The following is a 12,359-nucleotide window of genomic DNA, read 5'->3' on the forward strand; positions in this document are numbered from 1 at the left end:
CTTCTCCCATGCAGGAAAAGGATGTATCGGGTATTAGCTACCGTTTCCGGTAGTTATCCCTGTCTTGTGGGCAGGTTGCCTACGTGTTACTCACCCGTCCGCCGCTAGGTTGTTTAGAAGCAAGCTTCTAAACAACCTCGCTCGACTTGCATGTATTAGGCACGCCGCCAGCGTTCGTCCTGAGCCAGGATCAAACTCTCCATTAAAGACCAACCGAAGTTGGTTATAGAAAGAGCGATTAGCTCATTTTGAAACTGACGAGATAAAATATCTCATTTTCGTTTCCATTTCATACAGCCAGATGGCATGTACCAAAATTTCAACGTTGGATTTTGTAAACAAAATCCGTACTCACTCGTTGTTCAGTTTTCAAAGATCAAATTCTTTTTTCGCTGCGTTTTTCAGCAGCTATAAGATCATACCATGTTCATTTCAAAAATGCAAGGGTTATTTTCTTCTTTTTTTCTGAAGATCATTTCACCCTGTGGATTCTCTTTCGAAACGGCTGTTTTGTTGTCAGCTCAAATAATATACCATTTAGCTTTGCTAATTACCACAGGTAAATTATACAATTAATTATATATAACGATAGCATTTCGGTTTATACCTATTGTTTTTGGGCATCAAGATAGATCGCCAGACCTGACCTAGTTTGGTTGATGCTAAGAGCAATGAAATCGTTTAGTTTTAGGATAAGGACCGGTGCAAATTTGAAATTAGGACTTCTCTATTCGGTTTCATGCAAACTCCTCCCCCCTGACAGTTAAATAAACACACAAAAAAACGACCTTAAGGTCGTTTTTTTCTAGTCTATGCTCTCTTTGGACGCATCCATAACATAATAGGAAGTAACGCCAGCGCCAGAATTCCTCCCGCATAAGAAAGTATGGAATAGCTTGAATTTGCTACAATCATCCCAGACAGTGCTCCTCCCGACGCTCCTGCCAAAGCAATAAGTACATCCACCGCCCCCTGTACCTTAGCTTGATTAGATGTTGTCGTCGAATCTACGATCAAAGCGGTTCCGCTAATCAGTCCAAAATTCCACCCTATCCCTAAAAGAGAAAGCGCCACAATAAGCATAACCATGGAATCAGTGGGAGCCAACGCAGCTACTACGCCAGCGAGAAGTAACGTTACAGCCGAAGCCAGCGCCATCGCTATACGACCAATCTTATCGACAAGAATACCTGTAATCAGAGACGGAAGATACATAGCGCCAATATGAAAACCGATGACTAATCCTACTTCGCCAAGTCCATGTCCATGATGCTTCATATGTACGGGAGTCATCGTCATAATCGCAACCATGACAATTTGAGTTATTATCATAATTAAAGCGCCAAGAGTAATTCCTTTTTTGCCATCACGAGTAGCTTCAAGATCAGAAGACGACTGGCTTCCTTGTGCCGCCTGATTCGCAACCGCTTTGGCTACCAATAAAGGATCTGGATGAAGAAGTAGCAATAATATTATGCCTGCTAGTGTATAGGCTACAGCCGCTAAAAGAAAAGGTCCCGCTAAACTGGGAACTCCAATGGATAACGCAAACTCTCCCGTAACGTTAACTAAGTTGGGACCGGCTACCGCTCCGATCGTTGTAAAGACCATAGCCATACTCGCAGCTGTTGCTCTCTGCTTTGAATTCGCGAGATCTGTACCGGCATAACGAGCCTGCAGGTTTGTAGCCGTTCCCGATCCATAAATAAGAAGGGAGACCAAAAGCAGGGTAATACTATTCATAAGAGCTGCAACAACGACACCGATCGCCCCAACTCCCCCTGCAATAAAACCGAGTCCCAACCCCATCCGTCGGCCAAATCTTTGGGAAAACCGACCAACGAGGAGCGCTGCAACCGCTGATCCAAGTGTAAATAGTACTGTAGGAATCCCCGTGAACTTATCCGTACCCAGCATATCTTGCGCCAATAACGCACCCACGGTTACTCCGGCAGCCAGTCCGGCGCCTCCAAAAATTTGAGAGAAAATAACGGTGATAAGCGTACGACGATACAGTTTTCTTTGCTTATCTGAAGATTCCACATAGGAATTGATAAGCGCTTGCTTCTTCCGCGAAGCATTCGTCAAATTCATTAAGGCTAACATCCTCCCCTGATTCCCTTCAAAACAGTTATCTGTTTTTCATCAAAAAGTGACAAGCATTCCAATCTTCATGAGCCTGTCACTTCGTTAAGAATAAAGTCGTTCCAATCGTGAACACTCTTATCCAAGTGTCTAGCTTCGAAACCATGAGCTTGCAACAATTCAATAGCTCTAACCGCCATTAAGCAATACGGGCCTCTGCAATAAGCCACAATCTTCGAGTCGGCTGGCAACAAGGATAACTGCTCCGCTAATTCTTCAATTGGAACGGAAACAGCTCCCGGTATATGCGCAGTTTCATATTCATCTCGCGGCCGTACATCAAGAAGTGTCACTTCCCCTTTTTCCATCCGCATTGCCAATTCTTCCATTGTGACTCCTTCAACATCTGAGAATTGGCCCAAAAATTGCTCCTTAATGTGCTGAACTTCAATTAACTGCTTTTCAGACAGGTCATACAGTGAATTTAAAAAGTGCAAAACAGATGAATCAGAAAGTTCATAATACACAAAGTTTCCCTGCTTTTTGGATTGAACCAACTTAGCCTGATATAGAGTTTGTAGATGCTGAGAAACATTGGCAACGGACATCGAAGTCATTTTAGATAGAACTTCAACTGATTTGGGTCCTTGTATGAGAATATCAAGAATTTCCAACCTTTTCGGGCTGGACAAGCATTTTCCGATCCGTGCGTATTCGGTGAAAAGACCATCTTTGAAATCTCGTTCGTTCACTATCAAACACCCCATTCATTAAACTATTCAATTAACTCCTTTAATAATGAAATTATAATTCTTCCTTTTTTTCATGTCAATTCTGAAATACATTCAGTTTTCACGCAAAAAAAGCCAGCTGCATGAGCTGGCAAATATCCATTTTCCCCTTTATTCCACTTTCAGACTGACTTCTCCCTGTAACTCCCCATCCGCTGAGGCTTGAAGCAACAGCTCACCAGCCACATCCCCTGATTGTACAATCACAAGACACCTTCCTCTGTGTGTTCGTCTCCCTTTCCCCTTGTAGGGTTCATCACTGGTGAGATCTCCATTGTCTATTCCAAGGATACGACCATCACCATGCAGTTCAAAGCTCAAATCAACATCCTGGTTGGGTACAACAATCCCATGTTGATCTATAACGGTTACTTCCACATGAGATATTTCATGCCCATCAGCAGGGAGAATCGCCCGATCAGCCTCCATTTTTAGAGCATAAGGAAGCTCGGCGGTAGTCAGTTCATGTTCACAAACCTGCTGATTTCCATTCCGGCCTATAGCCCGAATTTTGCCTGGTGTATAGGGGAGCTCCCATAGGATTAAATGATTAGGGTAATCAGCCAACTTTCTCTTACCGTATGATTCCTCGTTAACGATCAATTCTACGCTCTCGCAGTTGGTAAAGGTAACCAACCGTATCAGTTTTCCTGCGTATTCAGGAAATGTCCAATGATCTTCCATAGCTGGCGATTTCCAGTGCATTGTCCATGTCGGATTATACTCCGATTTCATATACTCATTAAATACGGCTATGTGCACAACTGGCTGATCAGACCAAAGACTTTGCTGGAGATAAGATACAGGTTTGCGAAACCCACACGTGTCAATCAGGCCGGAGGACCACCCTTTGGAGGGGTAGCCTGTTTCTCCCAAATAGTCGATTCCACTCCAAACAAATTGACCAATCACATAATCATGATTAGCGACATCAAACCAGGGATTCAGGGGCAAATAACCTTTAACCCGGTTATCTTTACCCCGATAATATGGGAACGTCTCTGTTCCAAGGATAAGCGTATCCGGCATGGCCGCTCTATAGTGCTCGTACCACTGTTCTTGATAGTTCAGCCCCAGTACATCCACTCGTTGGGCCAGTAGCTTGGTATGCTCCACCTTGGCCTCAATCGAACCATCACGCAAGCTGATCGGTGTATTATGCGGCTCAAGCGCGCAGGTAACAGGCCGGGTTGGATCTTTTTCATGGCAAAAGGCAACGAGCTTCTCCAACATGTTTAGCATGGACGGTTGACCTTGGTTCTCCACTTCATTACCAACGCTCCACATAAAAACACTAGGATGATTTCTGTCTCTAACAAGCATGGCCTCCAGATCCTTTGCCCACCATTCATCATATACATGCTCATAGGAAAGAGATTTCCATTTGTCAAAAGCCTCATCCACCACCAAGAAACCCATATGGTCACATAAGTCTAATAATTCGGGCGCCATAGGATTATGCGCAAAACGGATTGAGTTGCAGCCCATTTCCTTCAGCTTCTCCAGCCTTCTCTTCATGGCCGTATCATGGTAAGCAGCCCCTAGACAGCCTAAATCATGGTGAATGCACACTCCCTTCAGCTTCAAGCTGCTTCCATTTAGCAATAATCCTTTTTGAGATTCGAGGATCACTTCTCTTATGCCAAAAGGGATACGATAACGATCCACCTCAGTATTGTCGCAATAGATCGTCGTTTGGGCTTCATAGAGCACCGGGTTGTCCGGTGACCATAATTCTGGTTCTATAACTCTCGTTCTCTGCTCAATTTCCTCTGTTTCAAAGCCCGCAAGAGCTACTCGGTTTTCAATTTTTCCTTTTAGTTGTCCCTGTGAATCCAGTATTTCAGTCTTAATCGTACACTCTACGGCATGCTCATGGTGATTGCTGATCTTAATTCTGGCACTCACCTTGGCTTCATCTGGCGAAATTTCAGGTGTGGTAATAGTAGTTCCCCATTCGGTTACGTGAAGATAATCCGTATAAATCAGCCACACATTACGATAAATACCGGCCCCCGAATACCATCTGTCAGGCGGAAGAAGCGTATTGTCCACTTTGACCGCAATTACGTTATCCTCGTCCCACCGAATATATGGAGTCAAATCATATTGAAAGCTAACATACCCATAGGGCCGCTTGCCCACAAAATGCCCATTGAGCCAAACCTCACTATTACTGTGAATGCCATCGAATTGTATGTATACGCGCTGTTTTGGAGAGGAGGGCTTCACATTAAAATGCTTTCTGTACCACCCAACAGACCACCTGGGCAAATAAGCTTGATTGCCGCCATACAGCATATGTGGATCAAAGGACTTTTCAATACTCCAATCATGAGGGATATGAAGGTCCTGCCAATGCCCATCGTTATAGTTTGTCTTCTCAGCGCCTGTGTAATTGCCTTCTATAAATTTCCAGTCCGTTCTGAACGGCATAATCACTCTGCTTCCCATTATCTTGCCTCCATTTCATAAAGTAGATGAACGGATATAAACAACAGTGCGGGATGATCATCAGCATAGGTATGTTCTCTCTTACAATATTTCAAACACAGGGCGATCCTCAACAAAGTAGACGGGGAGCGTTGGAAATTGGACGGAAAGTGTTTCAGCAAGATACTTCATACCAGGTGCTTCACTTTCAGCATGTCCCAGCATGATAAGTGCTTTATTTTGCCCTTGATAGACAGCGTCTTTCACATATTCCGGTGTTTCCCATTCGGGCCCTTCACCAGCAATGATCAGGTCTACATTTTCATGTAGAAATAATGGTATGGCTAGTTCACCACCTCCCCTATATCCGACTAAGATTCCCACTCGTTCACACGGCATGGATACCTCGCCAGCTACTCGTACATAACGAATATGAAGTTTGGCTTTCATATATTCAGCGATCTCCTTAACTTCCATAGCTGGAATAGCCAAAATGGCGGAAGAGGGCTGCTGCTTCACAACGTAAGGATGCCAATCAAGCGCCTGAAGAAGTCCAACCATCACTCCATCTGGCTGATAACGGTGTATGGTGTCATGAAAACGATAAATCCCTACGCCTGAGTCGGCGACCAGGCGAGATTTGTGCAAATAGACGGGATCATGTAGTAAATATTCCTGCATCCCGTGATGGCTATAATACAGACCTTCATGTGTAATGATAAAATTCGCGCCAAGCGAAATAGCTTGTTCTATCACATATTGCGATGCACAGAAAGCGGTTACAATTCCTTGAATCTCAATATCCCTGAGCTCTGGGTTAAGCAGATCTACGGTCGTATTGGGTATGTCTATTCCCTTTGTCAGATGATTCACCATCTGCCCCATAGTCATGGTCATACACGTATCCCTCCCCATGAAAAATATGTATCAATTGTACCATTTTATTCTGTTATGGGGTCTATTATTTCTAGCAAAATAGCCAGCTCCAAGTGAGCCAGCTGTTTTACGAATGCATCTATTTTTTTATTTCAGAACTCCCAAAATGGAGTCAATTCGTTCTTTTGCTCCTTGCCAAGATGCCATGACCGGGAACTCATATTGCTCTCTTGCCTTCATATTCCATGGATGAGGAATACAAAGCACTTGCTTCCCCTCCTGCAGTGCAGGCACTAAATTATGAGGACCATCATCAATCAGGAGATCATAGTTAATCAGATTCTTTCGTTTACATGGGAAAAAGTTCTCAATCGGAATGAATGGCATATGTCTTTGAAGCCAATTCCATTTCTCCACGACGGTTTTTGGTTCTGCCGCTGTCACAATAATGACATCAAAAGCATTGCAAAGCTTCTCCATTTCTTCTACGACATACTCGTCATACAGTTCAAGTTCCTCAAACAAACCCGGTCGTCCATAAAATACATCATGTGTGCTTTTGGGATGACGTAGATGATCGGTGTTCCAATCTAACATTTCTTCATAACGAAGCGGATGAGTGGGAAATTCACTATTGTTATGGTATATAGCCCGTTTGACGAGATGACAGATCGTATCGTCCATATCGACTGCTATGATTGGTTTTCTCATCATCTTGCCCCTATCCATTCTGGTAAAAGTATTACGAGAATATCATACAATAATTTAATACTGGGGTGAAGCTTGGCATGAAGCTATACTATCGGTTCCTCACATAACTACTGATAGCTAACCAAACATATCGTTAGGTTGGTTTATATCCAACAAATCAATCATCAAAATAGTTAGGTTTTATTTTATTATTTTTAGCTAACTTATCCTACAGAAAAATCAAGTAAACATATCATAATAGAGAGAAAAGTTATAATAAAACCTTTATAAATCACACTTCAATAAGAAACCTATACAGATATGATCCGAAAACAAAAAAAATTAAAAAAATCAATTGAATAACAAAAACACAAATGGTAGAATAACGAAAAATAACTAATAACAAAAATGAAAGCGCTTCATAACGTGTTTAGCTTACTGCTATTTACATACTTGCCCCCCTACTCCACCTCTATATAGCAGGAAGTTGAATAATATATTTAGGGAGGAATAAAAGTGAAAACATTGTTAAGAAAAGCATTATTGTCTGGACTCGCTGGTCTGCTTATCATGATTGGTTTGGGGGGATTCTTCTCCAAGGCGCAAGCTGCTTCAGGTTTTTATGTAAGCGGTACCAAATTGTATGACTCTACAGGCAAGCCGTTCGTTATGAGAGGCGTCAATCATGCTCACACTTGGTACAAAAACGATCTTTATACTGCCATCCCAGCCATTGCCAAGACAGGTGCTAATACCGTTCGGATTGTCCTTTCTAACGGAACACAATACACCAAGGATGACATAAATTCCGTAAAAAATATTATCTCCCTAGTCACAAGTTATAAAATGATTCCTGTACTTGAGGTTCATGACGCTACGGGTAAAGACGACTATGCGTCTTTGGATGCGGCTGTGAATTACTGGATTAGCATAAAAGATGCCCTGATCGGCAAGGAAGATCGGGTTATCGTGAACATTGCGAACGAATGGTATGGCTCTTGGAATGGAGGCGGCTGGGCAGATGGGTATAAGCAAGCGATTCCCAAGCTGAGAAACGCAGGTATTAAAAATACACTCATCGTCGATTGTGCTGGTTGGGGACAATATCCTCAATCTATCAATGACTTCGGTAAGTCTGTATTTGCAGCTGATTCTTTGAAGAATACGGTATTCTCCATCCATATGTATGAGTTCGCTGGTAAAGATGTTCAAACTGTTCGAACCAATATTGATAACGTTCTGAATCAAGGACTCCCTCTGATTATTGGTGAATTTGGCGGTTACCACCAGGGAGCAGACGTCGACGAGACAGAAATCATGAGATACGGCCAATCTAAAAGCATAGGCTGGTTAGCTTGGTCCTGGTACGGTAATAGCTCCAACCTTTCTTATCTTGATCTTGTAACAGGACCTAACGGCAATCTGACCGATTGGGGCCGCACTGTGGTAGAAGGAACCAACGGTATCAAAGAAACATCGAAAAAAGCCGGTATCTACTAATAGCAATATAGGAAAATAAATGTAATAGACTCATGGTTGAACCACCATGAGCTATTACATTTTTATACTTCGTACTAAAAGCACTCGCTGAGCGTCTCTGATCTTACACTTTCTGGGTTATACAGTGATTTTGATTTCATACACAGGCACTATGCTGACCGCGCCAATGTTCGCGATTCGTTCCTCCGTTGTCTCTTTCCAGCCAGCCATGGTTGTATTGCTGTTTACAACCCTGCCCTTTCGAATTGGAGAAACATATACGTACATCCCTCGTTCGATGAGCCGATGTTCAAATGATTTTAAACCTATTTCCCAGGTCGTATGGTTGCAGAAGTTATCGTGAATCAGTTCGCCATCAATAAATGCATAACCGATATCTCCCGTATAATTGATACGCAGCAGAGCCTCTTTGATCCCATCAAGGGCATTTTTTTCAAAATCAAGGACGAATTTATCATGATTCACCCTTTTCAGATGGAAGTGTATTTCTTTCTTTGAAACTCTTAACTGATACGTTGTAAATAATTCACTTTCTGTTGTTGCAAGCAACTCTCCACCGGATATGGATGTGATTGAGTCGTCAAAATCCGGGAATACACTCAGTGTTACAATCTCCTGATCTGTTGATTCCAGTTTCACCTCAGCTCCGGATACAAGTAAATTGGCACTTGTCAGGATAACTCTGTCTCGACCTTGCAGGTTGACCTTCCAAAACTCCAAGCTTTGACCATCAGTCATCGTATAGATGACAACTTTTTGGCCACTTTCAGATACCAGGCGGATGAGACTCTCTTCCTCTTCAGCAACCTGAATGATCGTATTCTCATCCAATTGCTCTATCGAACCTTTGTCGATTGTGGCACGGATGATATGTTTTGATTCCAATGCATACGTTCCTTTCATCCCGTCTGGTACAAAGAAAAAATAATATATTTCTCCATCCTCTTCTATTCTTGTTATCAGCTGGGCTGTTGCATATTTGAGCTTTATTCCATCCAAATTGAGGTTAAAAGGCAAAATAGCGAAGCTATCCCGTCCTAATGTCAGTTCACCTTGACTAGGGATTACAATCGTTTCCTCAGGCAGCTCAATGCTTACATTGAAATTGTACAGGTCGTAATTTTCAACATGGTCCTGAAAATTATTTAGAAACAGGTACCCCGCCCCGGCACTGGAGCGAATCGCATATCGTAAGGTATCCACATCATAAGGGTCCATTGGGGACGTGTCCTCTGGCAGAATAGTCTTCGTCAGAGAGAATTGCTTTTGAAACGTTGAAAGAAAATAATGCTGTAGCTTTGTTCTTCGGTATGACTCCCTTATTTGACCGAATTCTCCAATCATGGCATTGAAATCATAGGATATTTTAGGTGTAGCCATATCGTTTGTGAACGGGTTAACCTTACCTCGCGGATTGGAACCCCCATGATACATATAGTATCCGATCAGGTTACAGCCTTCTGCAACCTTCATGACAGTCATCGCTGGAACACTGCGATAGGGAAAGGCAAACCGGTATTTATAAAACTGAACCATACCGCCACCCATTTCGCAGCAAGCGTACGGATAGTCTTCCGGGGCGTATAGGGGCTCAAAATTGTAGCTTTTCGGAATCTTGTTATTATGCTTGTCTCGGAAAATGTATTCCGGTGTCGCAGGATGCTCATCCTTCCCCTCCAACCGTCCCTCTTCATAATAGATCCACGGCCAGTAGGCATATCCGCCCCATAAGGGCAGCATATCAGGAACAGGCGTTGTCGCTCCTCCCCATCCTGTGCATGTATAGATCGGAGTATCAATACCCGCTTCCAGAGCTATTTTTTTAAGTTTTAACATATGCGAATTACCGTCACTCCCAGAGTTTAACCACATATCATTAATTCCTACAGTCAATCCCCACTGAGCAGAGGAATGATGATGCTCGTTTTCGATTTGGGTGCCGATGATCGGCCCACCCTCCTTATATAACAACCCTTGAACCTGAATACCGATTTCGTTATACATTCTTCTCGTATAAAACAAATATCCCTCATCATTAGAACGAACCTCAAATGGGCGGCCAAATAGCCAATCCGGTATACCGCCGTTTCGGATTTCGCCATGATTGAAGGGTCCGATTCGGATAATGACATAGAGCTGATGTTTGCCACATAACTCAATAAAATAGCGGAGGTTTTTGTTCGCACTCCAATTAAAAATACCTTCGACTTCTTCATGTAAATTCCAAAAAACATAAGTAGCAATGATATTGACGCCACCCATTTTTACTTTAATAATTTCGTCTTCCCAATAGCGTTCATCATAGCGTGCATAATGGAATTCACCACAAATCCCGAAAAAAAGCTCTCCATCCTTCTCCATAAAATAGTTGGTGAAGCCGATTTGTTCTCCCTTTGGATTGATGCCGCCAAGTCTGAGTTGGCCTTTCACAATATGCTTATGATCATCTTGGACCGTAATTCGATAGTTTCTCATAAAGTTCACTCCCCTCAATCGTTCATATTGAATGACACCAGCTATCTCAGAGACAATAGATTGTCTAGGAAGGAACCTCTAATCTGAATTTAGGATAAATTGGTTCCACTTGCGCTGCCAGGCTATATCATTCCAGAACGGATGATGCGGAGCACAGTTGGAGCAGAGGGTCATTCCCCAGAACCCCAGTGCCATTCCTTTTCGCAACACATATTCGGCTATATATTTACCGACCGGACCTTCTTCAAATTGGGCATGCAGGGGCGTATAGCCTACATATCCTTCTCCTATGACAATTGGAATACCGGAACGACGGGTCCACTCATGAATCTCCTCCAATCGGGAGTCGGCCTTCTGCAACATGGCCATTTTATGATCTCCGTACCGATCGTACAAAAATAAATCCCATTGATCCGGATCTACCCAGTCGTGTAAATAAATAAGCCTCATGCCAACGGGATTGCCCTCCATCCGCCAATTTTGCTCTGGAGGCAGAGCCCATTCTGCAAATGGAGGGGCATCTTCCCTCAATAGGGATTGGACGAATGAATTGGGGAATGTCGCCAACTCATTATCAAGCCCTGCCGCTTCCATCAGCTCATTCAGCACCCCTTTAATATAAAGATGAAAATGGGCCACCTGCATATTGCGCGCGACGTAAGCTTTGGGGTAGGCTTCATTTAACGTATAGCTGGCTGTCATCATAATATCTGAATGGCTTTGGCGAAGATATTCAATCGCTTCTTCTACGTAGGGCTGCATTGCTTCAATAAGCGCTGGTATGTTTGTTTCCGCTATGCCTTCAGACGTTCCGACAGCGTTTAACTGCCCAAACTCCACTTCGTTATGTAACTCTGTATAGATAATCTGATCCCTATAGCCTGCTGCTGTAACAAAACGAATCAACTGATCCATTGATTTTGCAATCGTCATGAATCTTTCCTTAGGTGGGATCGCAGCTAATTCATCTCTAAGCTCAGCATGGGCCAGGAAGGTCGGACTCTGCTGATATTCCCAAGAGGATAATATAATGTAACAATTATGAGCCTTTGCCTGTCTAAACAGTTCGAGCAAATGAGCATGCCCATCCAGCACTGCACCGCCGCGACAGTTATACCAGCGCGTACGCTGGCCCACTTTTCCCAGACTCGCAAACTCCAATGGACCTGGGCGTTTGCCATCCACCGTAAACAACATAAAGGGCATAGCGCATATTCGGATCGTATTGTATCCTCTTTCGACCGCTTCCTGAAAACGAGCTGCCAGGTCGCTGTAGGGCTCCCTCTCCTGTGTCATGGTATACCAAGAGAAGTCCCACATCGTGATCGTCAATTTACGCGGTACATTTCTCATCAGATTACTCATGTGATTTCCCTCCCAGCTCCAGTCCATAGGGTTCAATGCTCCTTAATCTACAAGCCTTCCGCAGCCCTTCTACAGCCTGTTCACTCTGACCGGTTACCTTCATTTTCAATTCATCACTCCCTCATAATCGCTCTTATATCAAAG

At 43.3% G+C, this 12,359-nt stretch carries 8 protein-coding genes and 1 rRNA gene; 1 reads left to right on the plus strand and 8 read right to left on the minus strand.

Features of this window, described 5'->3' with window-relative positions:
* The 6 genes from ACU1JV_RS22000 to ACU1JV_RS22025 form a co-directional block, all read right to left on the minus strand.
* Positions 1–206 (minus strand): 16S ribosomal RNA (locus ACU1JV_RS22000); the annotation flags it as partial.
* A 604-nt stretch (positions 207–810) separates the two neighbouring features.
* On the minus strand, positions 811–2,094 hold the full coding sequence (locus ACU1JV_RS22005; RefSeq protein ID WP_413987485.1) for an MFS transporter: 1,284 nt from the start codon (positions 2,092–2,094) through the stop codon (positions 811–813).
* Positions 2,095–2,171: 77 nt separating this feature from the next.
* Positions 2,172–2,837 (minus strand): ArsR/SmtB family transcription factor, encoded by a 666-nt coding sequence (locus ACU1JV_RS22010; RefSeq protein ID WP_013369284.1) that lies wholly within the window; start codon positions 2,835–2,837, stop codon positions 2,172–2,174.
* 150 nt (positions 2,838–2,987) lie between these two features.
* Complete coding sequence (locus tag ACU1JV_RS22015) at positions 2,988–5,330, minus strand: glycoside hydrolase family 2 TIM barrel-domain containing protein (RefSeq protein ID WP_413987484.1); 2,343 nt, start codon at positions 5,328–5,330, stop codon at positions 2,988–2,990.
* 81 nt (positions 5,331–5,411) lie between these two features.
* Positions 5,412–6,206, minus strand: a complete 795-nt coding sequence (locus ACU1JV_RS22020; RefSeq protein WP_017427980.1) for a Nif3-like dinuclear metal center hexameric protein — start codon at positions 6,204–6,206, stop codon at positions 5,412–5,414.
* Between the two features lie 126 nt (positions 6,207–6,332).
* Positions 6,333–6,896: a 5' nucleotidase, NT5C type gene (locus ACU1JV_RS22025; protein WP_016819574.1), complete on the minus strand. Its 564-nt coding sequence runs from the start codon at positions 6,894–6,896 to the stop codon at positions 6,333–6,335.
* A 495-nt stretch (positions 6,897–7,391) separates the two neighbouring features.
* Here ACU1JV_RS22025 and ACU1JV_RS22030 point away from each other — a divergent pair, with 495 nt between their 5' ends.
* The gene (locus ACU1JV_RS22030; protein WP_413987483.1) at positions 7,392–8,375 is read left to right on the plus strand and encodes a glycoside hydrolase family 5 protein; all 984 of its coding nucleotides are present in this window, start codon (positions 7,392–7,394) and stop codon (positions 8,373–8,375) included.
* A 117-nt stretch (positions 8,376–8,492) separates the two neighbouring features.
* Here ACU1JV_RS22030 and ACU1JV_RS22035 read toward each other — a convergent pair whose 3' ends face one another.
* Together ACU1JV_RS22035 and ACU1JV_RS22040 are read right to left on the minus strand one after the other, a co-directional pair.
* Positions 8,493–10,850: a beta-galactosidase gene (locus ACU1JV_RS22035; protein WP_413987482.1), complete on the minus strand. Its 2,358-nt coding sequence runs from the start codon at positions 10,848–10,850 to the stop codon at positions 8,493–8,495.
* A 78-nt stretch (positions 10,851–10,928) separates the two neighbouring features.
* Complete coding sequence (locus ACU1JV_RS22040) at positions 10,929–12,215, minus strand: cellulase-like family protein (RefSeq protein WP_045245097.1); 1,287 nt, start codon at positions 12,213–12,215, stop codon at positions 10,929–10,931.
* Positions 12,216–12,359 lie beyond the last annotated feature (144 nt).

It is taken from the genome of Paenibacillus sp. T2-29, assembly GCF_052921365.1.

Coding starts and splice junctions, on each gene's coding strand:
- ACU1JV_RS22005 (WP_413987485.1), bottom strand. CDS start 2,094: ATGAATTTGACGAATGCTTCGCGGAAGAAGCAAGCGCTTATCAATTCC.
- ACU1JV_RS22015 (WP_413987484.1), bottom strand. CDS start 5,330: ATGGGAAGCAGAGTGATTATGCCGTTCAGAACGGACTGGAAATTTATA.
- ACU1JV_RS22020 (WP_017427980.1), bottom strand. CDS start 6,206: ATGACCATGACTATGGGGCAGATGGTGAATCATCTGACAAAGGGAATA.
- ACU1JV_RS22025 (WP_016819574.1), bottom strand. CDS start 6,896: ATGAGAAAACCAATCATAGCAGTCGATATGGACGATACGATCTGTCAT.
- ACU1JV_RS22035 (WP_413987482.1), bottom strand. CDS start 10,850: ATGAGAAACTATCGAATTACGGTCCAAGATGATCATAAGCATATTGTG.
- ACU1JV_RS22040 (WP_045245097.1), bottom strand. CDS start 12,215: ATGAGTAATCTGATGAGAAATGTACCGCGTAAATTGACGATCACGATG.